Below are 26,607 nucleotides of genomic sequence, written 5' to 3' on the forward strand. Positions count from 1 at the left end.
GACCGCAGAAAGGTCGCAGTGTTTAACGAGCTCTAGGCGGAACCGAACGGGTGCGACCGCTGCCGTCGATGGCGACGAACACAAACACGGCTTCAGTCACTTTACGCCACTCGCTGGACAGCGGATCGTCACTCCAGACTTCGACCATCATCTGAATCGAGCTGCGGCCGATTTCCAGCGCCTGGGTATAGAAGGAGAGCTGAGCGCCCACCGCGACCGGAACCAGAAACGCCATGCGGTCGATCGCAACCGTAGCCACGCGGCCACCCGCGACTTTGCTGGCCATTGCGGTGCCGGCCAAATCCATCTGCGACACCAGCCAACCGCCGAAAATATCGCCAAAGCCGTTGGTTTCGCGGGGAAGCGCGGTAATTTGCAGGGCCAGGTCGCCTTGCGGGATTGGATCTTCTTGTTCGAGCTCTATCATGCCGGGGGTGCCTCTGACCCGTGACTCTCATTGGTACTTCAGGTGAATAGCCGTCTCAAGGAAAAACGATTCAGCCCCGAACATACTACGTTCGTCACGTTTTTCGTAAGGCGCCTAAAGGGAAACTCTGCGAAATCGGCTGACGGCTGCCAACGACGTTTTCGCACAGCAACCCCTTACAAGCAGGTGCAGGATTGCGAGTATATCGGTCGGTAGACTCCGAGACGACCGTCCGGTTCTCATTTCGACCGTCAAATACGCACCTCTATGTGCTTTTTCGAACAATTTGTTATCGTGCCGGACCTGCCCAAGCCTCAGCCAGCGTTGTTGGGGTTGCAGATCCGACTATAAGAGAAGCCTTGCCATGACCACAGCGCCCTCGAGCATCGCGCAGTCCACTCAATCCGCACGTCCGCTGACCCGCAGCGATTACAAGACTTTGTCGTTGTCTGCCCTGGGCGGTGCGCTGGAGTTTTACGATTTCATCATCTTCGTGTTCTTCGCCACGGTGGTCGGCAAGCTGTTCTTCCCGGCCGACATGCCCGAGTGGCTGCGCTTGATGCAGACCTTCGGGATCTTTGCCGCCGGCTACCTGGCGCGGCCACTGGGCGGCATCGTCATGGCGCACTTCGGCGACCTGCTGGGACGCAAGAAGATGTTCACCCTGAGCATTTTCATGATGGCGGTGCCGACCCTGATCATGGGCCTGCTACCGACTTACGCGCAGATCGGCATGTGGGCGCCGATCCTGTTGCTGCTGATGCGGGTGATTCAAGGCGCTGCGATTGGCGGTGAAGTGCCGGGCGCGTGGGTATTCGTTTCCGAACACGTACCGCAGCGTCATATCGGTTATGCCTGCGGCACCCTGACCAGCGGTCTGACGGCTGGCATCCTGCTGGGCTCGTTGGTCGCCACGGCGATCAACAGCATTTACACCCCTGCCGAAGTCTCGGATTACGCCTGGCGGATTCCTTTCCTGCTGGGTGGCGTATTCGGCCTGTTCTCGGTCTACCTGCGCCGCTGGTTGCACGAGACGCCGGTATTCGCCGAGCTGCAACTGCGCAAGGCCCTGGCAGAAGAAGTGCCGCTACGCGCCGTGTTGCGCGACCATCGCGGGGCGATCCTGATTTCCATGCTGCTGACCTGGCTGCTGTCCGCTGGCATCATCGTGGTCATCCTGATGACCCCGACCGTGCTGCAGACCGTCTACCACTTCTCGCCAACCACCGCATTGCAGGCCAACAGCCTGGCGATCGTTTTTCTGAGCCTGGGCTGCGTCGCCTCCGGTGCACTGGCTGACCGCTTCGGTGCGGGTCGTGTCTTCGTGTTCGGCAGTGCTCTGCTGCTGATCAGTTCGTGGACCTTCTACCACAACCTGTTCAACCACCCGGACTGGCTGTTTCCGATGTACGCCTTGACCGGCTTGCTGGTCGGCACCATCGGTGCAGTGCCGTATGTGATGGTCAAAGCCTTCCCGGCGGTGGTGCGCTTTAGCGGGCTGTCGTTCTCCTACAACCTGGCCTACGCCATCTTCGGCGGCCTGACCCCGATGGTTGTCACCCTGCTGCTCAAGGAAAGCCCGATGGGGCCTGCCTATTACGTGGCGATCATTTGCGGTGTCGGGATTCTGGTGGGTGCTTACCTCTGGAAGAAGGGCCGCTAAGCCGACCTTTTTCATCGCCTGTACGGGCCCATCGCGAGCAAGCTCGCTCCCACATTGGTTCTGTGTTCGCCGCAGAATCCCTGTGGGAGCGAGCTTGCTCGCGATGAAGGCGACTCGAAATATCCTGCAAAAAGCCGAATGCTGGCCTTTCATCTAATTGTCATATTTCAGCCATAGAGTGTTCACACGGCCTGCTGATACTTGGCCCCGACTTAACACACCTATCTGCTAGGAGTAAGGCATGAAACTGAAGCGTTTGATGGCGGCAATGACTTTTGTCGCTGCTGGCGTTGCGACTGCCAACGCGGTTGCCGCTGTTGACCCTGCTATCCCGAGCTACACCAAGACCACTGGTGTGTCGGGCAACCTGTCCAGCGTCGGCTCCGATACTCTGGCCAACCTCATGACCCTGTGGGCTGAGAACTACAAAAAAGAATACCCGAACGTAAACATCCAGATTCAGGCTGCCGGTTCTTCTACCGCACCACCTGCGCTGACTGAAGGCACCGCTAACCTGGGCCCGATGAGTCGCAAAATGAAGGACAACGAACTGCAAGCCTTCGAAACCAAATACGGCTACAAGCCAACCGCTATCCCGGTCGCCGTGGATGCATTGGCTGTGTTTGTGCACAAGGACAACCCGATCCAGCACCTGACCATGGAACAAGTCGACGCGATCTTCTCGTCCACTCGTCTGTGCGGCGCTAAAACCGACGTGAAAACCTGGGGTGACCTGGGCGTGACTGGCGACCTGGCCAACAAGCCGGTTCAACTGTTCGGTCGTAACTCGGTATCCGGCACCTATGGCTACTTCAAAGAAGAAGCCCTGTGCAAAGGCGACTACAAGCCAAACGTTAACGAACAACCTGGCTCGGCTTCGGTCGTGCAGTCGATCAGTTCCTCGCTGAACGGCGTCGGTTACTCGGGCATCGGCTACAAGACTGCCAGCGTGAAGACCGTGGCCCTGGCCAAGAAAGGCAGCACTGAGTTCGTCGAAGACACCGAAGAAAACGCCCTGAACGGCAAATACCCGCTGTCGCGCTTCCTCTACGTTTACGTCAACAAAGCCCCGAACAAGCCTCTGGCCCCGCTGGAAGCCGAGTTCGTGAAACTGGTTCTGTCCAAACAGGGCCAGGAAGTTGTAGTGAAAGACGGCTACATCCCACTGCCGGCCAAGGTTGCTGCAAAAGCACTGGCTGACCTGGGTCTTGCGGAAGGCGGCGCTGAAGTCGTAAAAAAGTAAAACCCTAGGTCCGGGGTAAACCCGGACCTGTGTAGGAGCTGTCGAGGGAACCGAGGCTGCGATCTTTTGATCTGGCTTCCAACTGCAAGATCAAAAGATCGCAGCCTCGGTTCCCTCGACAGCTTCTACACACCCCCCAAATTTTCGGTCCGCTGCCAGTTCCCACGGGCGGCGGATTTGTTGCGTCACTGCATTGTCATCTTTCTGTCACATAGGATCGCTAGGGTGTGCGCATGAATGATCTGGCCAATTCCACCATGACTACTAATCCCCCCAAGCGAATTGACTTCAATACGCCTGAGCTGCAACGCAAGCGCCGTATACGCGCGCTGAAAGATCGCCTGACCCGCTGGTACGTCCTCGTGGGCGGCCTCGCCGTTCTCGGCGCGATCACGCTGATCTTTTTCTTCCTCGCTTACGTTGTCGCGCCCCTGTTTCAGGGCGCCGACCTGACCGCCAAGGACGCCATCACGCCCGCCTGGATGCAAGACGCCGGCAAGCCGTTGATGATCTCCCTGGAAGAACAGAACCAGGTCGCCATGCGGGTTTCCGACAAGGGCCAGGCACTGTTCTTCGATATCGACAGTGGCGCTGAACTCAAGCGTGTCGATCTGAAGGTTCCGGCTGGCGTCAGCGTGACGTCCATCGGTGAAGACCAGCCAGGCCATCCGCTGGTAGCGGTGGGCTTGTCCAACGGTCAGGCACTGGTGTTCCGTCACACCTATAAAGTCAGCTATCCGGACGGCAAGAAAACCATTACGCCAGCGGTCGAATACCCGTACGGCGAAACCCCGATTGCGTTGAACGAGGCGGGCGGTGCCCTGGAGCACGTCAGCCTTAACGCGACCGATTCGACCCTGATGCTGGTCGGCTCCACCGGTTCACAACTCAATGTTTTGTCGCTGACCAGCGAAGAAAACGTGATGACCGGCGAAATCACCAGCGAGCAGAAGCGTATCGATCTGCCGCAGATGAACGAGCCGGTGAAGAACATCTTCGTCGATCCGCGTCAGCAGTGGCTGTATGTGATTAACGGTCGTGCTCAGGCCGACGTGTTCAGCCTGCGCGACAAGAGCCTCAACGGTCGCTACAAACTGCTTGAAAACGGCGATGCCGAGATTACCGCCAGCACCCAGCTGGTGGGCGGTATCTCGCTGATCCTCGGTGACTCCAAAGGTGGTCTGGCCCAGTGGTTCATGGCTCGCGACCCGGACGGCGAACTGCGTCTGAAGCAGATTCGTACCTTCCAGATGGGCACCACGCCGATTGTTGAAATCAGCGCCGAAGAGCGTCGCAAAGGTTTCGTAGCCCTCGACGCGTCCGGCAAGCTCGGCGTCTTCCACAGTACCGCTCACCGCACGTTGCTGGTCGATCAGGTGGTGGAAGGCCAGGGCATTTTCGGCATGTCGCCGCGTGCCAACCGCATCATCGTCGAGGCCAACGGTAAAGTGCAGCCACTGCTGCTGGACAATCCGCACCCGGAAGTTTCGTGGAGCGCATTGTGGAGCAAGGTCTGGTACGAGAACTACGACGAACCTAAATACGTCTGGCAATCGACCGCCGCCAACACGGACTTCGAACCGAAGATGAGCTTGTCTCCTCTGACCTTCGGTACCTTGAAGGCCGCGTTCTACGCCATGCTGTTGGCCGCACCGCTGGCCGTCGCCGCTGCGATCTACACCGCGTACTTCATGGCCCCAAGCTTGCGCCGCAAGGTCAAACCGGTGATCGAACTGATGGAAGCGATGCCGACGGTGATCCTCGGCTTCTTCGCCGGCCTGTTCCTCGCACCGTATGTGGAAGGGCACTTGCCGGGCATCTTCAGCTTGCTGATGCTCTTGCCGATCGGCATTTTGGTGGCGGGTTTCGTCTTCAGCCGCCTGCCTGAGTCGATTCGCCTGAAAGTGCCGGACGGCTGGGAAAGCGCGATCCTGATCCCGGTAATTCTGTTTGTGGGCTGGCTGTCGCTGTACATGAGCCCGTACATGGAAACCTGGTTCTTCGGTGGCGACATGCGCATGTGGATCTCCCACGACCTGGGCATCACCTACGACCAGCGCAACGCTCTGGTGGTCGGTCTGGCCATGGGCTTCGCGGTGATCCCGAACATCTACTCCATCGCCGAAGACGCCGTGTTCAGCGTGCCTCGCGGCTTGACCCTCGGCTCCCTGGCCCTCGGTGCCACGCCGTGGCAGACCATGACGCGGGTGGTGATCCTTACCGCCAGCCCGGGCATCTTCTCGGCGTTGATGATCGGCATGGGCCGTGCGGTCGGTGAAACCATGATCGTGCTGATGGCTACGGGTAACACCCCGGTCATGGAAATGAACCTGTTCGAAGGCCTGCGCACCCTGGCCGCCAACGTTGCGGTGGAAATGCCCGAATCGGAAGTCGGCGGCAGCCACTACCGCGTGCTGTTCCTCTCGGCGCTGGTGCTGCTGTTGTTCACCTTCGTCATGAACACCCTCGCGGACCTGATTCGTCAGCGTCTGCGCAAGAAATACTCGTCGCTTTAAGAAAGGTAGAAGTCTGTGAAACAGAACTCCCTGAAAGGATGGTTCAAGAGCGGCGCCCCCGGCGTCTGGATCAGCGGCGGCGCGGTGTCCATCGCGGTCATCATGACCATTGGCTTGCTGGCGGTGATTGCCGTGCGCGGTCTGGGTCATTTTTGGCCGGCGGACTTGATTCACGCCAGCTACGACGTGCCAGGCCAGGCCAATCACCTGGTCATCGGCGAGATCGTGCAGAAAGAAGAAGTGCCGCGCGAGCGCCTGAAAAGCGCTGGCCTGCCGGTGCCCGATCAGGGCCCGGAGTTCATGACCCGCGAGCTGATCAAGGTCGGCAACCGTGACTTGAACGGCAACGACTTCACCTGGATCGTCGGCGAGTGGCTGACTAACCAGAAGACCCCGCCTGAGTTGATGGCCATTGAGCGTCGCGAGTGGGGCAACTTCTACGGCTACCTGGTCAACGTCAAGCAGGATGGCAAGGTCATCGCTGAAGGCGAGGCCGCGTGGCCTGAGTTGCAGGCCCGTGTCGATCGCGTCAACAATCTTGCCGCGCAGCTCAAGAGCCTGGAAAAAGCCGACATCGGCGCGATCAACGCAGGTCTTGAGCGCGTCCGTCTGCACGGCCGCAAACTGGAACTGGCCGGCCAGCTCGACGCCGCCGCACAAGCGGACATGGAATCCGAGCGCGCCGAGCTCAACGCTCGTTATCAAGACATCGAAGTCCGCCTGAACGACCTGCACGCCCAGTTCAATCGCGACAGCCTGACGGCCCGCGATGCAAACGGCAAAGAGATCGAAATCGGTATTGGCAAAGTGGTTCATGCCTACCAGCCGAACGCGATGGGCACCTTCACCAAGATCGGTTTCTACTTTAGCAAGATGTGGGAATTCCTCAGTGACGACCCGCGTGAAGCGAACACCGAAGGCGGGATCTTCCCGGCGATTTTCGGCACTGTGATGATGACCCTGATCATGGCGATGGTCGTGACGCCATTCGGCGTGCTGGCAGCGGTCTACCTGCGCGAATACGCGAAACAGAACACCATGACGCGGTTGATCCGCATCGCAGTGAACAACCTGGCAGGTGTTCCGGCCATCGTCTACGGCGTGTTCGGTCTGGGCTTCTTCGTCTACGTACTCGGCGGCTCGGTCGACCGGTTGTTCTTCCCGGAAGCACTGCCGGCACCGACCTTTGGTACCCCGGGTCTGCTCTGGGCCTCCCTGACCCTGGCGCTGCTGGCGGTGCCGGTGGTGATCGTGGCCACGGAAGAAGGCCTGGCGCGGATTCCTCGCACCGTGCGTGAAGGCTCGTTGGCTCTCGGCGCGACCAAGGCTGAAACCTTGTGGAAGATCGTGCTGCCGATGGCCAGTCCGGCGATGATGACCGGCATGATCCTCGCCGTGGCTCGCGCCGCCGGTGAAGTGGCGCCGCTGATGCTGGTCGGTGTGGTGAAACTGGCGCCATCGCTGCCACTGGACGGTAACTACCCGTACCTTCACCTGGATCAGAAGATCATGCACTTGGGCTTCCACATCTATGACGTCGGCTTCCAGAGCCCGAACGTCGAGGCCGCACGGCCGCTGGTGTACGCCACGGCGCTGCTGCTGGTGCTGGTGATCGCCACGCTCAACCTGTCGGCCGTCTATATCCGTAACCACCTGCGCGAAAAATACAAAGCGCTGGATAGCTGATTCATGCAGCACTGATTTTTATGTGGGAGCGAGCCTGCTCGCGAAGCTTTTGGCGCCAGTGATGGCCCCTTCGCGAGCAAGCTCGCTCCCACAAAACCGAACCGAATTTGTTAGCACAGGGAGCCTCCCATGCAGCACGAAGCACATACCCACGGCATCAACATGTCGGCACTGGGTCGCGACAAGCAGAGCCTTAGCCTTGAGCAGGAAACCGTGGCCATCGAAGTGCCGGGCCTGAACCTGTTCTACGGCGACAAACAAGCGCTGTACGACGTCAGCCTGAACATCCCGAAACAGCGCGTGACCGCCTTCATCGGCCCGTCCGGCTGCGGCAAGTCCACGCTGTTGCGTACCTTCAACCGCATGAACGACCTGGTCGACGGCTGCCGAGTAGAAGGGGAAATCAACCTCTACGGCAACAACATCTACCGTAAGGGCGAAGACGTGGCCGAGCTGCGTCGTCGCGTCGGCATGGTGTTCCAGAAGCCCAACCCGTTCCCGAAAACGATCTACGAGAACGTGGTTTACGGCCTGCGCATCCAGGGCATCAACAAAAAACGCGTACTCGACGAAGCCGTCGAGTGGGCGTTGAAAGGCGCGGCGCTGTGGGACGAAGTCAAAGACCGTCTGCATGAGTCGGCGCTGGGCTTGTCCGGTGGTCAGCAACAACGTCTGGTGATTGCTCGTACCATCGCCGTGGAGCCGGAAGTGCTGCTGCTCGACGAACCGTGCTCGGCACTCGACCCGATCTCCACGCTGAAAGTCGAAGAGCTGATCTACGAACTGAAATCCAAGTTCACCATCGTCATCGTGACCCACAACATGCAACAGGCCGCGCGGGTTTCCGATTACACGGCGTTCATGTACATGGGCAAACTGGTGGAATTCGGCGACACCGACACCCTGTTCACCAATCCGGCGAAGAAGCAGACCGAAGACTACATCACTGGTCGCTACGGCTAGGAAGCTGTTGTTGCTCACTGAACTGACGCTGCGGTCCACCGCACCTTACCGGACGCTCCAAGGACGCCAACATGATTAGTAAAGAAGGCCTTACCCATCACATCTCCGCGCAGTTCAACGCTGAGCTCGAGGAAGTGCGCAGCCACCTCCTGGCCATGGGCGGGCTGGTGGAAAAGCAGGTCAACGACGCGGTGACCGCGCTGATCGAGGCCGACTCCGGTCTGGCCCAGCAGGTTCGCGAGATCGACGACCAGATCAACCAGATGGAACGCAACATCGACGAAGAATGCCTGCGCATTCTGGCCCGCCGTCAGCCGGCAGCGTCGGACTTGCGTTTGATCATCAGCATCTCCAAGTCGGTTATCGACCTGGAGCGCATCGGTGACGAAGCGACCAAGATCGCCCGTCGCGCCATCCAGTTGTGTGAAGAAGGCGAAGCCCCGCGAGGTTACGTCGAGGTTCGCCACATCGGCGACCAGGTGCGCAACATGGTTCGCGATGCACTGGACGCCTTTGCCCGCTTCGACGCCGACCTGGCGTTGTCGGTGGCCCAGTACGACAAGATCATCGACCGTGAATACAAGACCGCCCTGCGTGAACTTGCCACCTACATGATGGAAGACCCGCGCTCTATCTCGAGGGTCTTGAGCATCATTTGGGTGCTGCGTTCGCTGGAACGGATCGGCGACCACGCACGCAATATCTCGGAGCTGGTGATTTACCTGGTGCGCGGCACTGACGTGCGGCACCTGGGCCTCAAGCGCATGAAAGAAGAAGTTGAAGGCACAAGTGGCGAAACCGCTAATGTTCCGGGCAAAGCTGACGATAAGTAAGATTGCCTGAGAAAAGCGCCCGGCCTTTTGGCCGGGCGTTTTTGTTTGTGGTTGATGAATTCGAAAGCAGCACCCGCGAACGAAAAGTCCCGGCGTGACTGAAGGTTTTTGGCAATGTGCCATCAGCAAAGCGGTATGCTTGCCGGGATTTTTTAAAGGGGTGATGGATGAGTAAGGTCAGTGTGTTAGTCGTGGACGATGCGTCGTTCATTCGTGACCTGGTGAAGAAGTGCTTGCGCAACTACTTCCCGGGGATCCGGATCGAAGACGCGGTCAACGGCAAGAAGGCTCAGGCCTTGCTGGCTCGGGAAGCGTTCGACCTGGTCCTGTGCGATTGGGAAATGCCGGAAATGTCCGGCCTGGAGCTGCTGACCTGGTGCCGCGAGCAGGACAACCTCAAGACCATGCCGTTCGTGATGGTGACCAGCCGGGGCGATAAGGAGAACGTCGTCCAGGCGATCCAGGCCGGCGTTTCCGGTTACGTCAGCAAGCCGTTCACCAACGAGCAACTGCTGACCAAGGTCAAGCAGGCCCTGAACAAGGTCGGCAAGCTCGACACCTTGATGAACAGCGCGCCGACCAAAATGAACTCGGCGTTCGGCAACGATTCGTTGAGCGCATTGACGGGCGGCAAGGCTGCCGTGGTCGCACCCGCCGCGGCGCCGGTCAATCCGTTCGCCAAACCTGCCGCCGCTGCGCCGGCCCCGGCGGCTGCTCCGTCTCGCGGTCTGCTCAACAGCCCGCCGATCAAGCCTCCAGCGTCCTCCGCAGCGCCAACGGGCGGTCGTGGCCAGGGCCAACTGCGCCTGCCGAACGGCATTCAGCAATGTGTGATCAAGGCCTTGAGTCTCAAGGAAGCGTTGCTGGTGGTGAAGCGCACCGATACGCTGCCGCAAGTGCTCGACAGCGCGGTGCTCGATCTGGAGCAGGGCGACAACGCCGAAACCGCCCGTCTGAACGGCTACCTGCACGCGATCGTCGCCCACGAGCAGAAACCAGACAGCGAATGGCTGCAACTGACGTTCCGCTTTGTCGACCAGGATGCGCAGAAGCTCGACTACATCTCCCGCCTGATTGCCCGCGGCACGGCGCAGAAGCATTTCGTGCCCGGCGCGTAATTCCCGTCGCCAGACAGTCCGTCTTCGCGGGCAAGCCACGCTCCCACAGGTTTTGTGTCGTTCATGTCATCGACAACAACCGAAATCCTGTGGGAGCGTGGCTTGCCCGCGAAGGGGCCATCAGATTCACCACACATCCGCTGAACTGCCCATTTTGAAACATCTGCCGACTACCCGGGTCCATTGCAGCTGCTAGGCTCCTACCCAGGCCTTACTCGACAGAATCTTGCCCATGCTCGCGCGCCTGCTGTTTTTCTGCGGTCTTTTCATGGCCTCTGCCTCGGCGCTGGCCATGACGATCTACAAGTCCACCGACGCCAATGGCGTGGTCTCCTACAGCGACCGCCCCACGACGGGCTCCAAGGTGTTCGTTTTTCGTGATCGCATGGTCGAGAATCTTGAGCGTCAGGTGTACCTCGTCATCACGAAGAAGAAGGGCGTGGACAGCGTTTACGTGCGCAATGACCTGTATGCGCCGGTAGAAATCGAGTTGAGCTTCGGCGGGCTGAAGAACGTCAGTGGTGCGCCGAGCCGACCGATTCGCCGGGTGATGCCGGCACGCAGCAGTATTCGTCTGGCGCTGCTCACAGCCACGCAGCCCGAAAGGCCGCTCGCGTACACCCCAAAATTCGAATACTCCCTGGGCGACCCCTCAGGGGCCGCCATGGCCTATCGATACCCGCTGCCGTGGCGTGGCGGACCGTTTCGGCTGAGTCAGGGCGCCAACGGTCAATACAGCCACTTTGGTCCAAAGAACCGCTATGCCATGGACATCGCCATGCCTGAAGGCACGCCGATCATCGCGGCGCGTGGCGGTGTGGTGGTGAAAACCGAGAATGCCCAGACCGGGCGCGGCACCGATCCGTCGGGTAATTTCGTGCGGGTGCTGCACGATGACGGGACGATGGGCGTGTATCTGCACCTCAAGCAAGGTTCGGTGAGCGTTCGCGAGGGGCAACGGGTGTCGGTGGGGAGTCCGCTGGCCTTGTCGGGCAATACCGGCAACAGCAGCGGGCCGCACCTGCATTTCGTGGTGCAGCGCAATACCGGGTTGGGGCTGGTGTCGATCCCGTACCAGTTCAATCGACCGGTGGGCAGCCTGCCCAACTTTGCGCTCGGCAAACAGTGAGGCCATAAAGGCAAAAGATCGCAGCCTGCGGCAGCTCCTACAGGGAATCGCAATCCACATGTAGGAGCTGCCGAAGGCTCGGGCCGCGTTCGGACGATCTTTTGGGGTCAATGCGGTTTCCCGCATTGCACTCAATCGAGCATCAACACCTTGGCCAGAATGATCTTCGGCCCTTTCATCTTCTTGATGATGATCCGCAAGCCTTCGACTTCCAGCACTTCTTCCTCTTCCGGCACCCGTTTCAGGGTTTCGTAGACCAGACCGGCGAGGGTTTCGGCTTCGATGTGGTCCAGATCGATGCCCAGCAGGCGCTCGACCTTGAACAGCGGCGTGTCGCCGCGCACCAGCAGCTTGCCCGGCTGGTACGCGAGGATCCCGCGCTCAGCCTTGCGGTGTTCGTCCTGAATGTCGCCGACCAGTACTTCCAACACGTCTTCCATGGTCAGGTAGCCGATGATGTTGCCATCGGCTTCTTCGACCACGGCGAAGTGCGAGCCGCCTTTGCGGAACTGTTCCAGCAACTGCGACAGCGGCATATGGCGCGAAACCCGCTCCAGCGGCCGGGTCAGTTCGGCGAGGTTGAACGACTCGGGAATGTGGTCCAGGGCCGCCAGTTCCAGCAGCAGATCCTTGATGTGCAGCAGGCCGACGAACTCCTGGCTTTCGCTGTCGTACACCGGATAACGGCTGAATTTGTGGCGACGGAACATCGCCAGGATTTCCTTCAGCGGCGCGTTGAATTCCAGCGTCACCAGATCTTCCCGGGAATTGGCCCAGTCGACCACTTCCAGCTCGCCCATTTCCACCGCCGAGGCCAAAACGCGCATGCCTTGGTCGCTCGGGTCCTGGCCACGGCTGGAGTGCAGGATCAGTTTCAGTTCTTCACGGCTGTAATGATGCTCGTGATGGGGGCCGGGTTCACCCTGGCCGGCGATCCGCAAGATCTGGTTGGCGCTGGCGTTGAGCAGGTAAATGGCCGGGTACATGGCCCAGTAGAACAGGTACAGCGGCACGGCGGTCCAGAGCGACAGCAGCTCGGGTTTGCGGATGGCCCAGGATTTCGGGGCCAACTCGCCGACCACAATGTGCAGGTACGAGATGACAAAGAACGCGGCGAAGAACGACACGCCTTTGATCACTTCGGGCGATTGCACGCCGACGGCTTCAAGGATCGGTTCGAGGATGTGCGCGAACGCCGGCTCACCGACCCAGCCAAGGCCCAGGGAGGCGAGGGTGATACCCAATTGGCACGCCGACAGATAAGCATCGAGCTGACTGTGAACGGTGCGCAGGATGTGTCCGCGCCAGCCGTTTTTTTCAGCGATGGCTTCGACCCGGGTCGAGCGCAATTTGACCATGGCAAATTCCGCCGCAACGAAAAAACCGTTGAGCAAAACCAGGATCAGAGCAAAAAGAATCATGCCGAAATCGGCGAAGAGTGTCGCGAGGGTCAAGCCAGGGGATGGGTCCATGATGGAGTTTTGCGGGTTCCGTGTATTCGAAAGGAAAGAAAAAAGTGCGTCTGAAGAGCAGGCGCAAGTCAGCCAATGTAGCGGCTGACCGGGCGATTGCCTAGTGGTGAGTGCTGGCCGGTATCAGTCAGCGGTGCTGATGACCCGCGATTTGGTGACCTGGGCGGGGGCGAAGTGGCAGGTAAACGTACTGCCATGGCCCGGCACGCTGCTGATCTCCATCCGCGCGCGATGGCGCAGGAGCACGTGTTTGACGATCGCCAAACCGAGGCCGGTGCCGCCAGTGTTGGAGTTGCGGCTGGAGTCGACGCGGTAGAAGCGTTCGGTCAGGCGCGGCAGGTGTTTGCTGTCGATACCGATGCCAGAGTCCTGCACGCTCAGGTGTGCGCCTTGCTCATCACCCCACCAGCGAATGCGGATATTGCCTTCGGCCGGGGTGTATTTCACCGCGTTGAACACCAGATTGGAAAACGCGCTGCGCAATTCGGCTTCGCTGCCCTTGAGCAGAATCGTCGGGTCGGCTTCCAGGGTGATCTTCTGATTGCGCTGGGCGGACAACTGCTGAGCGTCGCTCTTGATCGATTGCAGCAAGCCGTCGATGGCCACCGGCTGGTTGTCCGACGGGTAATCGGTGGCTTCCAGTTTGGCCAACAGCAGCAAGTCGTTGAGCAACGTCTGCATGCGTCCGCCTTGCTGCTGCATCTGCTGCAAGGCACGGGACCAGCGCGGGTTCACGTCTTCGACGTTGTCGAGCAGGGTTTCCAGATAACCGCAGATCACCGTCAACGGCGTGCGCAATTCGTGGGAAACGTTGGCGATGAAGTCTTTGCGCATCTGTTCCAGCTGATGAATACGCGTGACGTCGCGCACCAGCATCAGATGTTCGTTGTTGCCGTAGCGGGTGATGTACAGCTGAATGCGCACGCGATCATTGGTCGGCGAGGGGATTTCAAGGGGTTCGGCGTAGCTGTCCTGCTCGAAGTATTCCTTGAAGCGCGGATGGCGGACGAGGTTGGTGACCGGTTGGCCGCTGTCTTGCGGGGTCTTGAGGCCGAGCAGGGTTTCGGCGGCGCGGTTCCACCATTCGAGGTTGCCGTCGCTGTCGAGCATGATCACCGCATCTTTCAGCGCTGCAGTCGACTCCTGGACCCGGTCGATCACCGCTTGCAGGCGCCCACGAACACGTTGGTCACGACGTTGCAGATGGTAGATGCTGTCGAACACTTCGCCCCACAGGCCATAACCATCGGGCGGTGCTTCCTCGGGTTTGTGCAGGCGCAGCCATTCGTGCAGACGCAGCAGTTGCTTAAGGGTCCAGGCCAGGTAAAGGCCCAGGCCCGCGGCGAGGCTCCAGCCGTAGTAGCCGGTAATCAGGCCGATCACCAGGCAACCGGTCACCAGCAAAAGCATGTGGCGGATCAGGGTGCCATGCCAATTTTGGTTCACTTGAGCGCGCGTCCTTGTCAGCTTGTCGGGCGGGAAAGGTCCGTGTCAGGCCTTGGTGGAGAACCGGTAGCCGGTGCCGCGCACGGTTTGTACCAGATTTTCGTAAGCATCGCCGAGGGCTTTGCGCAGGCGGCGGATGTGCACGTCGACGGTGCGCTCTTCGACATAAACGTTGCCGCCCCAGACCTGATCCAGCAACTGGCCGCGGGTGTAGGCACGTTCCTGGTGGGTCATGAAGAATTGCAGCAGGCGGTATTCGGTCGGGCCCATCTCGGCGGGTTTGCCGTCGATGGTCACGCGGTGGCTGATCGGGTCCAGCAGCAGGCCGCCGACTTCGATCGGCGTCTCGCCATCGGTTGGACCGGCACGGCGCAACACGGCCTTCAGGCGCGCGACCAACTCACGTGGTGAAAAGGGTTTGGTGATGTAGTCATCGGCGCCGACTTCCAGGCCCTGGATCTTGTTGTCCTCTTCGCCCTTGGCGGTGAGCATGATGATCGGGATGTCCCCGGTCAGCTCATCGCGCTTGAGGCGTCGGGCCAGCTCGATGCCGGACGTGCCGGGTAGCATCCAGTCGAGCAGGATCAGGTCCGGCTTACGGTCGACGATGATGGCGTGGGCCTGTTGCGAGTTCTCAGCCTCTATGCAGTCATAGCCGGCCATTTCCAACGCAACGGCGATCATTTCGCGAATGGGCGCTTCGTCGTCGACGATCAGAATGCTCCTGCCAACCATGCCTTTAATCCTCTTGTCATTTAACTGTCTTGCGCCGCATTAGATAACGGAATTATTGCAGTCGTGTGACAGTATTTTAGTCGCCCTGCGATTGTTGTGATCCTGAACTAAGCTCTAATTCCGAATCCTGACAACCACAAAAGGAAGGTTTCCATGAAGCAATACTCGCAATCCATCAAGGCTCTGATGCTGACCGCGGCCCTGGCGTTGCCATCGATGGCCTTCGCGGCTGAGCCAGCAATGATGAAAGACGGAATGATGGTCGATCATAAGGGTATGACGGTGTACACGTTCGACAAGGATGCTGGCGGCAAGTCAATGTGTAACGATGATTGTGCCAAGAACTGGCCGCCAATGATGGCTCCGGCGGGTGCAAAGGCCGAAGGCAAGTGGAGCGTTATCACGCGCGATGACGGCACGAGTCAGTATGCCTACGACGGTAAACCGCTTTACACGTTCGTGAATGACAAAAAACCCGGTGACATGGTAGGCGACAAAATGAAGGACGTCTGGCACGTCATCACCAATACCGGACCGAAGAAGTAAGCGAGTCCAGAAACCACAAACCTGCCCCCATGCCGGGAGCAGGTTTGATTCAACGCAACCCGTAATCCAGCACAATCCCGACAAAAATCGCCAACCCGGCCCAGTGGTTGTGCAAAAAAGCCTTGAAGCAACGCATCCGGTCTTTACCGCGGGTGTACCAGAACTCCCACGCAAAACAGCCCGCCGCCGCCAGCAATCCGAGGTGGAACCAGCCACCGAGCTCGAATTTCGACCCGGCCAGCAGCAGGCAACCCAGTGCCAGCCCTTGCAGGGTCAGGATGATCACCCGGTCCGCCTCGCCAAACAGAATCGCCGTGGATTTCACGCCGATCTTCAAGTCGTCGTCGCGGTCGGTCATGGCGTAGTAGGTGTCATAGCCGACGGTCCACAGCAGGTTCGCGATCCACAGCAACCACGCCGCCGCCGGGAGTTCACCGGTCTCGGCGGTGAACGCCATCGGCATGCCCCAGGAGAACGCCGCGCCCAGCACCACTTGCGGGTAATAGGTGTAGCGCTTCATGAACGGGTAAGTGAAGGCCAGTGCCAAACCGCCGAACGACAGCCAGACCGTTGCCGCATTGGTGCACAACACCAGCAGGAAACTCAGGCCCATCAGCAGCGCGAAGAATACCAGTGCTTCTTTGGAACTGATCTTGCCGCTCACCAATGGCCGCTGTTCGGTGCGTTTCACGTGGCCGTCGACCTTGCGGTCTGCCCAGTCATTGATCACGCAGCCGCCGGCGCGGGTCAGTACCACGCCCAGGACGAAAATCACGATGTTGGCCAACGAGGGCGACCCTTTGCCGGCAATCCACAGTGCCCACAGCGTCGGCCACAGCAGCAGATAAATGCCGATCGGTTTGTCCATGCGGGTCAGCTGAATGAAATCCCAGGCCCGTGGATTCAAGCGATTCAGGGACTTGAGCAGGCTCTGGTACATCAGCAATTCTCCGGATGGGCGCGGGTAGCGTTCCACAAGGTCGGCAAGAAAATTTCGGCCACCAGCACGCTCAAGGCGCCGCGATCGAAACGCGAGCGACGGCCCCACAGTTCAGGTGCTCGGGACTCCATCGGCAGCCACTCCTGAGGATAGTGACAAACCTCAATGACGCGCCGTTGAAATGCCTGATCGCAAAACAGCAATTCGCCCAGGGAGCGGCTGCCCAATTCGTCCATGTGCAGACCGTCGCCCTGCAACGCACTACGCGCCGCCACGCTGCGGGCAAACACCCAGGCTTCGCCGTGGCCGCGCAGATACACCTCGCGCACCCAGCCCTCACTGCCTTCGGCCAGGTCCAGCGCGGCACATTCGTCGGCGCGCAGGAGCTGCCAGCCTTCGAAAAGGGGCGTGACGCTGAAGCCGTCATTCGACAAACGGATCAGCCGTCGGGTCAAAGAGCCTTCGTCGAACAGCCAGTCGAGCGTAGACGTGTCGGGGAGGGGCGTCAGTTGGCCTCGAGGGAGCCAAAGCGGGGTCGCGGCGGGGGATTTTGAGTGCGGCACAGTGAGTCATTATTGGCAGCAAATGAGGCGGCGAGCTTACCATGTCAGCCTGCGATTTTGATTGATCCGGCCGACCATTGCGTCGAACAGGCTTGCATCTGCCGGGCCCGATCAGTACAAAACGCGCTGAGCCGGACGGCAGCGCTCCAACCATCGACCGTTCGCGCCGGCAAAAGCCTGAATCTTGAGGATGTACGTGAATGAAAAAGTGGCAATGTGTGGTCTGCGGCCTGATTTATAACGAAGCCGACGGGTGGCCGGATGACGGCATTGCGGCCGGCACCCTGTGGCAAGACGTGCCGGAAGACTGGCTGTGCCCGGACTGCGGCGTAGGCAAGATGGATTTCGAAATGATCGAAATCAACTAAGACTTTTAGAGGAGAGTAAGGAATGAACGCACCTGTCGTGATCGTCGGTACCGGGCTGGCTGGCTACAACCTGGCCCGGGAGTTTCGCAAACTCGATGGCGAAACCCCGCTACTGCTGATTACTGCAGATGACGGACGCTCCTACTCCAAGCCGATGCTCTCCACCGGCTTCGGCAAAAACAAAGACGCCGACGGCCTGAGCATGGCCGAACCCGGCACCATGGCCGAGCAGTTGAAGGCCGAAGTGCGTACACACACGCGCATCAGCGGCATCGACCCTGGTCACAAGCGCTTGTGGATCGGTGAGGAAGCGGTGTTTTACCGTGACCTGATCCTCGCCTGGGGCGCGGAAACCGTGCGAGTGCCGATCGAAGGCGATGCGGCTGACGCAGTCTTCCCGATCAACGATCTGGAAGACTACGCACGCTTTCGCGCAGCGGCGGACGGCAAACGTCGGGTGTTGTTGCTCGGCGCCGGCCTGATCGGCTGCGAGTTCGCCAACGACCTGATCCTTGGCGGCTACGAGGTACAACTGGTTGCACCGTGCGAGCAGGTCATGCCGACCTTGCTGCACCCGGCGGCGGCCGCTGCGGTCCAGGCAGGTCTGGAAAGCCTGGGCGCACGCTTCCACTTGGGGCCGGTGCTCAATCGCTTGCAGCGAGTTGTTGATGGACTGGAGGCGCATCTGTCCGACGGCCAGGTGATTCCTTGCGATGTGGTGGTGTCGGCCATTGGCCTGCGTCCGCGCATCGACCTGGCGGCTGCGGCCGGTGTGCAGGTCAATCGCGGCGTGGTGGTCGATCGTCAGCTGAAAACCTCCCACGCCAATATCTATGCCTTGGGCGACTGCGCCGAGGTCGATGGGCTGAATCTGTTGTACGTCATGCCCCTCATGAGCTGTGCGAGAGCGCTGGCCCAGACCCTCGCCGGAAACCCGACGGCGGTGAGCTATGGCCCGATGCCCATCACCGTTAAAACGCCGGTCTGCCCCTTGGTGGTTTCACCGCCACCACGGGGTTCGGAGGGCGTCTGGACAGTCGAAGGGCAGGGCGCGGACATCAAGGTATTGTGCCGCGATGCCAGCGGCAAACTGCTGGGTTATGCCCTGACAGGCGCGGCGGTGATGGAAAAACTGGCCCTGAACAAAGAGCTTCCGGCACTGCTGGCGTAAATACCGGTCGTTCTGTCGGAATCACCCCTCTTTTGCCCTTACAAAGGTCGCGCCGAGACTGGCGCGGCTCTTCCGTGCGTGCCATCCTCACTCCCGTCTGCCGCAGAGTAGAGCACCTGCGGCGCTTTGGGCGCTGTTCCAACGAGAACAGCACGGACATAACAACAAAAAACCGTCAAAGGGGCTTCACTAACATGCGTAAACCAGAACTCGCCGCAGCAATTGCTGAAAAAGCAGACCTCACCAAAGAGCAGGCCAACCGCGTTCTCAACGCCGTTCTCGAAGAAATCACCGGCGCTCTGCACCGCAAGGACAGCGTTACGCTGGTGGGCTTCGGTACCTTCCTGCAACGCCACCGCGGTGCCCGCACCGGCAAAAACCCGCAAACCGGTGAGCCCGTCAAAATCAAGGCCAGCAACACTGTTGCGTTCAAGCCAGGCAAGTCGTTGAAAGACAGCGTTAATCCGTAACACGCACCGACTTCCCGCGTAGCGGGTGAGCGGGATAAAAAATGGGCACGCCAACGAGGTTGGGTGCCCATTTTTTTATGGGGCGAGGGTAACGCCAATCAGTTAAGCCAAGACGCGATCCGTGTAGCAGCTGGCGAAGCCTGCGTTCGGCTGCGCAGCAGTCGTAAAATCAGACAATGCGGTGTATCAGACCCGCCGAGCACTCAGCGTTTACGACTTCTACGCAGCCGAACGCAGGCTGCTACAGGGTCGCATCGTCGGCGATGGCGCTGATGGACAGTAGATCTCCCGAGGCGTTGGCGAGCAGTGCTTCAGTGTTAATGCCTGGGCAGACGCTGAAGAGTTGGCCGTTGCGTTAAGTGATTCCTTTCAATTGCCAGAAACTCGGTTGTTCATCCATAGGTAGCTAATACCATGTGGGCAAACTCTTTCTTGCTTGGCTGAAGATCAGCGTGCTGCTCCAAATGCGCGCGCCATGCAGATTCAAGCATGGGGCCATCAAGATCGCCGTCGGTAGCGATATAAGCGGCGGCACCGTCTTTCACTGCCTGAATGTAGAGTTTGGAAAAGCCTTTTTTGATGTCGTTCGTTGTCGTAATAAACGGTCCGACCGTTGTGATGAGCAACCCGTATCCAGTGAATGACGAGGGGGTATAAGTAGGCTCAGCCCGAACAGAGTCGCTACCTAGGAGTGTGATCATGGCCCCCCATACGCTCCCGAAGGCCACAGTCCATTTTTTATTGCGTCGAGTAGTCATGATCTGGTTGAACTCCCTGTCTGTGGTCGCCCTAAGCGTGAGCGCGCTGCCATAAGCGACGTGCCGCACCGACTCAACATTGAGAGTGCTTGTGCAAACTACCGAAGCAGATAGGGACTTCAAGCCCAAGGAGACCAAACCGGACGCCTCCTACAGGTGTTCCGGAAACAGAGAAGGTAAATGTTTTGGTTTTTGTGCGCCCAGCCGCGTGCTGGGCACCTTGACGAGAAAACCCCCGATGGCGAGGAACACACCCATCGGGGTTGCTTTACGACTTGGTGAATTAGCTGACTTTGCTTTGTTGCTTGGCAAAAATCGCCGCCATCTCGGGCTCATCCAGATAATCCAGCGTTCGCTCCACCAACAAATGCACGCCGTCAGCCATGCGGCTGAGCGCCAAGGCTACGGAGCGGCGGGAACCGTCCACATCGTCGGCGAGGTTCGCGGCGATGGCGCTGATGGACAGCAAATCTTCCGAGGCATTGGCGAGAAGGGTTTCAGGGTTGATACCCGGGCAGACGCTGAAGAGCTGGCCGTTGCGTTTTGGTGGTTTGGGTTCGGCTGGCGGGAAGTGATGGTCGAGGGCGCGCTCGGCGGCTTCGTTGAGTTTGTTTGAATCGGGGCTTTCGTAGGGGGAGATTGGGTCGGTGTCCGGCGGGTTTGGTGTGACCTTGAACATGATCTTCAATTCCTTGAATGATGCTGACAACACTTCGCCGACTAAACGAAGGGGTGGCAGCTGTACGCAGGTTAGTCGGACCGGGGAATTGAAGAAGCCGGCGCACCCGAAGGTGCCCTACGCACAGCCACCATCAAATGCAGGTAGGAAATACCTGTCTGACAGAAGCTTGTGCAACTTCAATTACCAGCGAGCGACTAAACCCGATCACTGATGAGCAGTGACAGGAACCAAGTTACCGACCGCCCCCAAGGCGCACAAGCCGGCGGATTCTGGCGTAGCCGTAGGCAACAGCGCAAGGTGTTGTAGCTTGCAGGACGTAACCTTGAGGCGTTTTAAACGGTCGTTGTCGAGCGATGTTTAAGCCGTGGAGAAGCAACACCTGAGCTTCCTGAAAATCCTCACCAGACCGAGCATGTTAACGACGGCGAAAGCATGCTTTGCCGTTGCCAAAATCTACCGCGAGGCAGTCAGGCTCGATGGCGAGTCGCAGGTCCTGAAACAGAAGAGACAACTCACCATTGGCGGGTACGGCGTAATCCTTCCAATCCACACGCATCCATCTCATATCAGGCAGGGTAGGAATCCACTCGATTTCGTCCTTTGAGCCTTGAGTGTGCAGGCCGATCTTCTCCAAGGTCCTCGTGGGAGAGTAGGGCAGGGATAATCTCTCTTGCTTCGAATCCGCCCAGACCTGTTGCTTGGTAGAGCCGTCGTCAAATCTCAAGTACACATCGACAGGCGTTATGGCGGGCGTGCTGATTGGATCGAAGTGATAAACCGTGATGAGGTAATTCTTCAGAATTCGACCTTGTTCATCATCGTTCAGATCACGTTGAATTTCGGCCAGTCCCTTTTCTTTACGCGGGGTGAACGCGATAGGCTGGCTTTTCTCTTTTTTCCAGCCGATACCGAACCAGCGGCTATCCGGCGAAACGTCAATCCATTGAGTCGGGCCGGAATCACGGGAGGTCCCAAAGCCTATTTTTGTCAGCGTTCTTTGTGGGTCGTAAGGCAGCCAGAGGTCCGTTGTTTCATTTGACTCCAATAACTGCTGGCTCCCGGGGCCTGCGGAAAACTCAAAATAAAGGTACACAGGATCGATGGCCGGAGGTTTTGGGTGCTGGTCGTATTGCATCTGCAAAATGTAGTGAGTCTGTGCGTAGTTAGCCGTGTCGTTATCGATCTCGTCGTAATTGCCGTGCTGGATTCGATAACTCTCCTCCAATTCAGCCAGGTTCCTTGTTCTGGGCATTTCGAAAGCCAGTTTTTTAGCTGCATGAGGGTCAGCTTCACTTGTTAGCGTCAGCGTATTGCTCTCGATACTCCACGTTCCCTTCGCAGCACCGTTGGCACTCCCGTACGCAGCAGCTGCTGCAAAAGATCCGTCCTTTTGAAGAACCAGCCTAGCGGCCATTTCCATGGCCCCGTACAAATAATAATCCCCCTCTATTGGGCGGGACTCTGCGGCGTTTGCAAAAGGCAGCCACACAAGCGCTGCGAAAAATATTGTTCTTAAATCCATTTGATTCTCTCTCCTTACCAGCTTTCGAACGGGATGCCGAATTTGTCGATGTAGGCTTTGGACTCTTCTGAAAGCGGGCGGTGTTTCCCGTTGGATGTGCCCCCGTAGGGGCCTTTGGGATGGATCGTGCCTTGGACTCGGGTGACTTCGGTCGATTTAAGACAAGGCCCTCCCAACCACACCTTGGCGATTCCTCCTGGCGCCAGGCCGATAGTCAAAAACTTTCGGTAATCGGTTTTCCATTTGCCTACCGCACCGCAATAAGCTGTTTCACCCTTGAGCATGGTGTCCCGCGCAGATTCGGGGATCTCGATGTAGGCTCCGTAGGTCTGCGGTTCTGCCATGGACTGCCAACGTACATAGACCAAACGAGGCAGGTCAGCCCCCGTTACATATCGCCCCTTTCCTGTTGGATCTTTAAACCATCCTTTTGCATCGCCCTTGAAGTGAGCCGGTATGCCTTTGCTCATTGCGCGTGGATACCCCGTAGCCGGTACACCGCTGCCCGCGCGAAGGAACACGCGCTCATTGATATCAACGACACTGGCCGTTTCGATCCAGACTTCCATATAGTCAGGCGAAAAAAAATTGAGGCTCCACGCGTCATAAGGTAGTGATCTGCTCCCGACAGAGGCACATCCTCCCAACAACACAAATAGCAGCGCAAAGCCGGACTTAAACAAGGGTGAGCACCTATGCATTGGGATGCACCATACGCTTAAAGTTTTCGGCAGGTCGATTAATAAACACGACGTTCAGATCGCTGTTGTTCCAGCCTTTGGCAGCATTCCAGTTGGCAGACAGATGGATGTAGCGGCGGTAGAGCAACTCCTCTTCGTCGAGGCTCAGGCTCGTGCGGCGAGTGGCGCCTAACGCGTAAGCCATCAGTTTTTCGGCAATCGATTTCAGCTCCGTCGGTAATGCGTACGTTTGATCCTCTTCGTCAATAACCTTGAACGGGACGTCGTGCCTGGCCCCCAACTCGCGCATGATTCGCAGGTAAACCAACGCCAGATCGTTGCGGACAGTCCGCTCGCTGTGGACCGCTGCATAAGCATTTTTCGATTTGGATCTGTCGCCTTTTACGTTGCCAGTCATCTCCACCGCCCAGGTTTTCACCTCCAGTGTTAGCCCATACAGATTGAGTTGATCCTGAAGGCGACCTAGCTCTTGCTCAGCCCAACGATAGGCGGTTGACGCTGTGGAAGGCACGTGAAGTTCCATGTCGCGGCTACAGCGCGGCTTGCTAAGCAGAACTCGTTCAACGATGTTCGGAAGATATCCGCCACCCAAGTCAGAGTGAACGCCGGGCAGCACAGTATCCGCAACCCCGGCGCTATTGAGTGAGAAGTTATGGCGACGCTCATCCCGCGCCACCAAATGCACGACCTTTTTTGCCACATCGGGCGCCAGATACAAGTTAACACCGGGGTTGTTGGCGTCGTGGACGCTAAAGTCACCGTCAGCCATGCTGCCTATTGCGGCAGCGGTGTCGAAAATGCCGATAAAGTTGATGGAGACATCGGTGTTGGTGCGCCAGGAAAACTCCTCGGCAAACAACATCGCATTGGCGGGTAGCAGCGCTGCCAATGGACTCCTCTCTCCTTTCTGTACTTCATTGGCAAAGTGCCGCGCAGCTGCGGCCCCCCTACTGAAGCCGAAAATATCGAATTCAATACGCTCAACTTTTCGGTCAGGATTCATTCGTTGAAACCTTTCTATCCCTTCAAGAATGAGTGAAGGACTTTGCTTAACTCTTGCCAATACACCGTGTGCACCCACGCCGGTTGCTAGTGAAAAAGGTGAATCCTGTTCACCACTGCTGGTACCGATGCCATCCAGATAAACCGGGATGTACCCTATGATTTCGCCATCAGCCAATAGTCGCTCACTGTCATTGGTGTACAGCTCATACAGCTTCGCCACATTACTCGTGTCATTCCCATAACTGCTGTCCGGCGTGTTCCCCTGAGCGTCATACCCATGCACCTGACAAAACTGCCGAATATCCTCAGCCTCCTCCAGCAGATTCACATCCCGCGCATAGCACCCAGCAACCATCTCACTGTTGGATCGGTTGTTCCCGGTGCCATCAAAAAACACGCCAATCCGCAAAGTAATCCCTTCCTCTTCGACTTCTTCCTCCTCTTCCTCCAGCTCATCCGATTCATTTTCTTTTGATGGCTCAGGCGCGACGGACACCAACAAGCCCGCCGCAGCCCCCTGCAGTAATGTATGTGCAGCCGTACCCGGCGCTGGAGAACCGCCGACCTCAATCGCGCTACTACTGAAAATACCGTCGGAGTTGAGCACGATGTGTTGATCGCCGACCTTTATGGAAAGGCTCTCACCCGCATCTATCACAAGGTGCGCGCCTGCCTTGATGTGCATGTGCTGACCGGCTTCGATAACCAGCGTTTTCTCAGATTTTATGTGGCTGTCGCCAGAGACATGCAGGTAGTCGTTGCCGCTTACCCGGATTTTTCGATCCGACGTGATAGTGAGGTGCTCTTCAGATCCCAGCACCGTAATACGGTCGCCCTTGATGGTGACTCGACTCTCATTGCCCACTTCCAGCCGGCTGTCGTTTCCAACCTCCTGCTCCATATCCCGCTGAGCACGCAGGTGGATCAACTCATCGCCAGCGCGATCTTCCATCGACAGTTCGTTGTAGCCACCCGTAGTGGGGGAGCTGTGGGTTCGAAGTACGGTTTTGGTTTTATTTTCAGGCAATGAGTAGGGCGGTGGCGTGACCTTGTTGATCAGGCAACCGGTTATCAATGGATTATCGGGATTGCCCTCGATGTAGGTAACGAGGACTTCCATCCCGATACGCGGAATGATCACCGTGCCAAAGTTATCGCCCGCCCAGCTGGACGCTACCCGCAGCCAGCAACTGCTGTTTTCGTTGTTGCGTTTAGACCGGTCCCAGAAAAATTTGACTTTCACGCGCCCGTATTCGTCGCAGTAAATCTCTTCACCGACAGGCCCGGTGACGCGGGCGGTCTGGCAATTCAGCAGGAGCCTTGGTGCCGGCATCGGTGGCCGATAAAACACATCCCAGGGAATTGCACTGAAGCTGTTGCGGTAGCCCTGAACAAAGCCTTCCTCAGGTTCGGTCGCACTGGTGGCGAACTCCTGGAGCACTTGAGGCTGCTTCCCGGAGTGGGTCACGCTTAGCAGCAGCCATAGATCGTTGTGCGTTTCGTGTGGGCATTTCGTCAGGTCGAAAAAGTGGCCGCTGCGCAGCGTGGGCTGGTCGCTTTTGCCTTCCGCCAACTGATAATCGACTCGGTGCCGTTCCAGTGCCTGCCGGGCAAGTTCTTTGCCGCGCTTTTCGCTCTCTAATGGCAGCGGGTAACTATAGTCTTCGAGCTTGGGGTCGAACTCAGCAGTAAAGCGACTTTCCAGCAACGCGTTCGGACGTTTCAGGTCGTAGTCACGGCGGGTCACCACGCTGGGGCGGGTTTTGAAACCCATGGAAAACTGGCTGACGACCGGATGCTCTGCCACCATGCCGGAGTCTTGCTGATACGGCGTTTCGCCCAGTTTGGGGAAGTATGTCTGGTCATCGGTAAACACCAGTACATGGCCTTCCAGGGAATGCTGGTGATGCCACGTAATGCCTTCCTCGGCGCAGAGCCGCTGGACGAACTCCAAATCATTTTCCCGGTATTGAGTGCAGTATTCGCGCGCGGGACCTGTTTTGACGTGGAAGGTAAAGGCATCGGCCTGAATGCCGTGCCCCTTGAGGACCTGATCGATGATTTGCGGCACCGTCTGACCCTGGAAAATTCTCTGATCCTGGCTGAACTGCAAATAATGCAGTGCCGGCACCAGGTTCACGCGATAGCGGGTCAGGCGTTTACCAGCATCACCTGCGGACACACCTTCGATGTGTCCGTGAATACCTTCGCCGTCCAGGCCGAATTGCAGAAATGCAGGTTGGTGAAGCAGTGTCTCCAGATCGATATCCGGGTACTCGCTGACCAGATCGACGCTGATTGAGTACAACGCGCTGATGGTTTCAGTGCCTTCAAAGGCCAGCACTTTAAAGTCGTTGCGCACCGTCGGGATTACGAGGGTGAATTGAGGGGCATTAGCAGATGCGAACACGCGCTTATCCTTTTGCTTTTTTAGCTCGTCCTTAAGCTGAGAGAGAAAAATCGCGATGCCCGAGCAGTGCCTGGCCCGAGCAGATCGCCAAAATGCCGTGCACGCTAACAAGGCATCCAAAGTATTGATGTAGGAGGGGTCTTGAAGCCCGGTATGAAATTTCCGCGATACCGAAAGTTCCATTTTGGAACTTTGTTTGAAACATAAAAATGCCATCACAATGATGGCACTTTTCTTATT

23 protein-coding genes and 1 pseudogene are annotated in these 26,607 nt (G+C 58.3%); 12 read left to right on the forward strand and 12 right to left on the reverse strand.

Annotation, left to right across the window (positions count from 1 at the left end; genetic code table 11):
• Positions 1 to 22 precede the first annotated feature (22 nt).
• Positions 23 to 427, reverse strand: coding sequence for an acyl-CoA thioesterase (locus ACIQU2_RS17270; RefSeq protein ID WP_003177184.1), 405 nt, complete (start codon positions 425 to 427; stop codon positions 23 to 25).
• 364 nt (positions 428 to 791) lie between these two features.
• Here ACIQU2_RS17270 and ACIQU2_RS17275 point away from each other — a divergent pair, with 364 nt between their 5' ends.
• The 8 genes from ACIQU2_RS17275 to ACIQU2_RS17310 all read left to right on the forward strand — a co-directional run bounded on the left by ACIQU2_RS17275 (position 792) and on the right by ACIQU2_RS17310 (position 11,578).
• On the forward strand, positions 792 to 2,090 hold the full coding sequence (locus ACIQU2_RS17275) for an MFS transporter (RefSeq protein WP_347804085.1): 1,299 nt from the start codon (positions 792 to 794) through the stop codon (positions 2,088 to 2,090).
• 241 nt (positions 2,091 to 2,331) lie between these two features.
• Entirely contained in the window at positions 2,332 to 3,333 is a 1,002-nt protein-coding gene (locus tag ACIQU2_RS17280; RefSeq protein WP_347804084.1) for a phosphate ABC transporter substrate-binding protein PstS, read from the forward strand.
• A gap of 233 nt (positions 3,334 to 3,566) precedes the next feature.
• A complete protein-coding gene (locus ACIQU2_RS17285; protein WP_403142797.1) occupies positions 3,567 to 5,849 on the forward strand; it encodes an ABC transporter permease subunit in 2,283 nt (760 codons plus the stop codon).
• A gap of 15 nt (positions 5,850 to 5,864) precedes the next feature.
• Entirely contained in the window at positions 5,865 to 7,535 is a 1,671-nt protein-coding gene (gene pstA / locus ACIQU2_RS17290; protein ID WP_347804082.1) for a phosphate ABC transporter permease PstA, read from the forward strand.
• A 129-nt stretch (positions 7,536 to 7,664) separates the two neighbouring features.
• Positions 7,665 to 8,498, forward strand: coding sequence for a phosphate ABC transporter ATP-binding protein PstB (gene pstB, locus ACIQU2_RS17295; protein WP_347804081.1), 834 nt, complete (start codon positions 7,665 to 7,667; stop codon positions 8,496 to 8,498).
• A 71-nt stretch (positions 8,499 to 8,569) separates the two neighbouring features.
• The gene (phoU, locus tag ACIQU2_RS17300) at positions 8,570 to 9,331 is read left to right on the forward strand and encodes a phosphate signaling complex protein PhoU (RefSeq protein WP_008150055.1); all 762 of its coding nucleotides are present in this window, start codon (positions 8,570 to 8,572) and stop codon (positions 9,329 to 9,331) included.
• Between the two features lie 167 nt (positions 9,332 to 9,498).
• Positions 9,499 to 10,449: a response regulator gene (locus tag ACIQU2_RS17305; RefSeq protein ID WP_347804079.1), complete on the forward strand. Its 951-nt coding sequence runs from the start codon at positions 9,499 to 9,501 to the stop codon at positions 10,447 to 10,449.
• Positions 10,450 to 10,681: 232 nt separating this feature from the next.
• Positions 10,682 to 11,578: a peptidoglycan DD-metalloendopeptidase family protein gene (locus ACIQU2_RS17310; protein ID WP_403142802.1), complete on the forward strand. Its 897-nt coding sequence runs from the start codon at positions 10,682 to 10,684 to the stop codon at positions 11,576 to 11,578.
• 131 nt (positions 11,579 to 11,709) lie between these two features.
• Here the strand turns inward: ACIQU2_RS17310 and ACIQU2_RS17315 are convergent, their stop codons facing one another.
• The 3 genes from ACIQU2_RS17315 to phoB all read right to left on the reverse strand — a co-directional run bounded on the left by ACIQU2_RS17315 (position 11,710) and on the right by phoB (position 15,231).
• Complete coding sequence (locus ACIQU2_RS17315) at positions 11,710 to 13,050, reverse strand: hemolysin family protein (RefSeq protein WP_347804077.1); 1,341 nt, start codon at positions 13,048 to 13,050, stop codon at positions 11,710 to 11,712.
• A 123-nt stretch (positions 13,051 to 13,173) separates the two neighbouring features.
• Positions 13,174 to 14,460, reverse strand: a complete 1,287-nt coding sequence (gene phoR / locus ACIQU2_RS17320) for a phosphate regulon sensor histidine kinase PhoR (protein ID WP_403143008.1) — start codon at positions 14,458 to 14,460, stop codon at positions 13,174 to 13,176.
• A gap of 81 nt (positions 14,461 to 14,541) precedes the next feature.
• Positions 14,542 to 15,231, reverse strand: coding sequence for a phosphate regulon transcriptional regulator PhoB (gene phoB / locus ACIQU2_RS17325; protein ID WP_129439913.1), 690 nt, complete (start codon positions 15,229 to 15,231; stop codon positions 14,542 to 14,544).
• A gap of 153 nt (positions 15,232 to 15,384) precedes the next feature.
• Here phoB and ACIQU2_RS17330 point away from each other — a divergent pair, with 153 nt between their 5' ends.
• Complete coding sequence (locus ACIQU2_RS17330; protein ID WP_403142806.1) at positions 15,385 to 15,777, forward strand: hypothetical protein; 393 nt, start codon at positions 15,385 to 15,387, stop codon at positions 15,775 to 15,777.
• A 49-nt stretch (positions 15,778 to 15,826) separates the two neighbouring features.
• On the opposite strand, the gene ubiA is transcribed toward ACIQU2_RS17330, so the two are convergent.
• Positions 15,827 to 16,717 (reverse strand): 4-hydroxybenzoate octaprenyltransferase, encoded by an 891-nt coding sequence (ubiA, locus tag ACIQU2_RS17335; RefSeq protein WP_403142809.1) that lies wholly within the window; start codon positions 16,715 to 16,717, stop codon positions 15,827 to 15,829.
• Positions 16,717 to 17,280 (reverse strand): chorismate--pyruvate lyase family protein, encoded by a 564-nt coding sequence (locus ACIQU2_RS17340; protein ID WP_403142812.1) that lies wholly within the window; start codon positions 17,278 to 17,280, stop codon positions 16,717 to 16,719. The genes ubiA and ACIQU2_RS17340 overlap by 1 nt, the downstream gene beginning before the upstream one ends.
• Positions 17,281 to 17,480: 200 nt before the next feature.
• Here ACIQU2_RS17340 and ACIQU2_RS17345 point away from each other — a divergent pair, with 200 nt between their 5' ends.
• From ACIQU2_RS17345 to ACIQU2_RS17355, 3 genes are all read left to right on the forward strand, one after another.
• On the forward strand, positions 17,481 to 17,648 hold the full coding sequence (locus ACIQU2_RS17345) for a rubredoxin (protein WP_347802562.1): 168 nt from the start codon (positions 17,481 to 17,483) through the stop codon (positions 17,646 to 17,648).
• Positions 17,649 to 17,670: 22 nt separating this feature from the next.
• Positions 17,671 to 18,819, forward strand: coding sequence for an NAD(P)/FAD-dependent oxidoreductase (locus ACIQU2_RS17350; protein WP_403142814.1), 1,149 nt, complete (start codon positions 17,671 to 17,673; stop codon positions 18,817 to 18,819).
• 194 nt (positions 18,820 to 19,013) lie between these two features.
• Positions 19,014 to 19,289: an HU family DNA-binding protein gene (locus ACIQU2_RS17355; RefSeq protein WP_003213368.1), complete on the forward strand. Its 276-nt coding sequence runs from the start codon at positions 19,014 to 19,016 to the stop codon at positions 19,287 to 19,289.
• A gap of 253 nt (positions 19,290 to 19,542) precedes the next feature.
• On the opposite strand, the pseudogene ACIQU2_RS17360 reads toward ACIQU2_RS17355, so the two are convergent.
• From ACIQU2_RS17360 to tssI, 6 genes and pseudogenes are all read right to left on the reverse strand, one after another.
• A pseudogene (locus tag ACIQU2_RS17360) lies at positions 19,543 to 19,644 on the reverse strand (DUF6124 family protein); the annotation flags it as partial.
• Positions 19,645 to 19,681: 37 nt separating this feature from the next.
• Positions 19,682 to 20,047, reverse strand: coding sequence for a DUF2388 domain-containing protein (locus ACIQU2_RS17365; protein ID WP_403142816.1), 366 nt, complete (start codon positions 20,045 to 20,047; stop codon positions 19,682 to 19,684).
• Positions 20,048 to 20,330: 283 nt separating this feature from the next.
• A complete protein-coding gene (locus ACIQU2_RS17370; RefSeq protein WP_403142818.1) occupies positions 20,331 to 20,726 on the reverse strand; it encodes a DUF6124 family protein in 396 nt (131 codons plus the stop codon).
• 418 nt (positions 20,727 to 21,144) lie between these two features.
• Positions 21,145 to 22,251, reverse strand: coding sequence for a hypothetical protein (locus tag ACIQU2_RS17375; protein ID WP_403142821.1), 1,107 nt, complete (start codon positions 22,249 to 22,251; stop codon positions 21,145 to 21,147).
• A 14-nt stretch (positions 22,252 to 22,265) separates the two neighbouring features.
• A complete protein-coding gene (locus ACIQU2_RS17380) occupies positions 22,266 to 22,952 on the reverse strand; it encodes a DUF2931 family protein (RefSeq protein ID WP_403142823.1) in 687 nt (228 codons plus the stop codon).
• Entirely contained in the window at positions 22,945 to 26,367 is a 3,423-nt protein-coding gene (gene tssI / locus ACIQU2_RS17385; protein ID WP_403143011.1) for a type VI secretion system tip protein TssI/VgrG, read from the reverse strand. Before tssI ends, ACIQU2_RS17380 begins: the two co-directional genes overlap by 8 nt.
• Positions 26,368 to 26,607 lie beyond the last annotated feature (240 nt).

Source organism: Pseudomonas sp. NPDC098740, from assembly GCF_044760065.1.
Lineage (GTDB): Bacteria > Pseudomonadota > Gammaproteobacteria > Pseudomonadales > Pseudomonadaceae > Aquipseudomonas > Aquipseudomonas rossensis.

Bases quoted from the DNA above. Each gene is read 5' to 3' on its own strand.
- ACIQU2_RS17270 (WP_003177184.1), bottom strand. From the start codon at position 427: ATGATAGAGCTCGAACAAGAAGATCCAATCCCGCAAGGCGACCTGGCC.
- ACIQU2_RS17275 (WP_347804085.1), top strand. From the start codon at position 792: ATGACCACAGCGCCCTCGAGCATCGCGCAGTCCACTCAATCCGCACGT.
- ACIQU2_RS17280 (WP_347804084.1), top strand. From the start codon at position 2,332: ATGAAACTGAAGCGTTTGATGGCGGCAATGACTTTTGTCGCTGCTGGC.
- ACIQU2_RS17285 (WP_403142797.1), top strand. From the start codon at position 3,567: ATGAATGATCTGGCCAATTCCACCATGACTACTAATCCCCCCAAGCGA.
- pstB (WP_347804081.1), top strand. From the start codon at position 7,665: ATGCAGCACGAAGCACATACCCACGGCATCAACATGTCGGCACTGGGT.
- phoU (WP_008150055.1), top strand. From the start codon at position 8,570: ATGATTAGTAAAGAAGGCCTTACCCATCACATCTCCGCGCAGTTCAAC.
- ACIQU2_RS17305 (WP_347804079.1), top strand. From the start codon at position 9,499: ATGAGTAAGGTCAGTGTGTTAGTCGTGGACGATGCGTCGTTCATTCGT.
- ACIQU2_RS17310 (WP_403142802.1), top strand. From the start codon at position 10,682: ATGCTCGCGCGCCTGCTGTTTTTCTGCGGTCTTTTCATGGCCTCTGCC.
- ACIQU2_RS17315 (WP_347804077.1), bottom strand. From the start codon at position 13,050: ATGGACCCATCCCCTGGCTTGACCCTCGCGACACTCTTCGCCGATTTC.
- phoR (WP_403143008.1), bottom strand. From the start codon at position 14,460: ATGCTTTTGCTGGTGACCGGTTGCCTGGTGATCGGCCTGATTACCGGC.
- phoB (WP_129439913.1), bottom strand. From the start codon at position 15,231: ATGGTTGGCAGGAGCATTCTGATCGTCGACGACGAAGCGCCCATTCGC.
- ACIQU2_RS17330 (WP_403142806.1), top strand. From the start codon at position 15,385: ATGAAGCAATACTCGCAATCCATCAAGGCTCTGATGCTGACCGCGGCC.
- ubiA (WP_403142809.1), bottom strand. From the start codon at position 16,717: ATGTACCAGAGCCTGCTCAAGTCCCTGAATCGCTTGAATCCACGGGCC.
- ACIQU2_RS17345 (WP_347802562.1), top strand. From the start codon at position 17,481: ATGAAAAAGTGGCAATGTGTGGTCTGCGGCCTGATTTATAACGAAGCC.
- ACIQU2_RS17350 (WP_403142814.1), top strand. From the start codon at position 17,671: ATGAACGCACCTGTCGTGATCGTCGGTACCGGGCTGGCTGGCTACAAC.
- ACIQU2_RS17355 (WP_003213368.1), top strand. From the start codon at position 19,014: ATGCGTAAACCAGAACTCGCCGCAGCAATTGCTGAAAAAGCAGACCTC.
- ACIQU2_RS17365 (WP_403142816.1), bottom strand. From the start codon at position 20,047: ATGACTACTCGACGCAATAAAAAATGGACTGTGGCCTTCGGGAGCGTA.
- ACIQU2_RS17370 (WP_403142818.1), bottom strand. From the start codon at position 20,726: ATGTTCAAGGTCACACCAAACCCGCCGGACACCGACCCAATCTCCCCC.
- ACIQU2_RS17375 (WP_403142821.1), bottom strand. From the start codon at position 22,251: ATGGATTTAAGAACAATATTTTTCGCAGCGCTTGTGTGGCTGCCTTTT.
- ACIQU2_RS17380 (WP_403142823.1), bottom strand. From the start codon at position 22,952: ATGCATAGGTGCTCACCCTTGTTTAAGTCCGGCTTTGCGCTGCTATTT.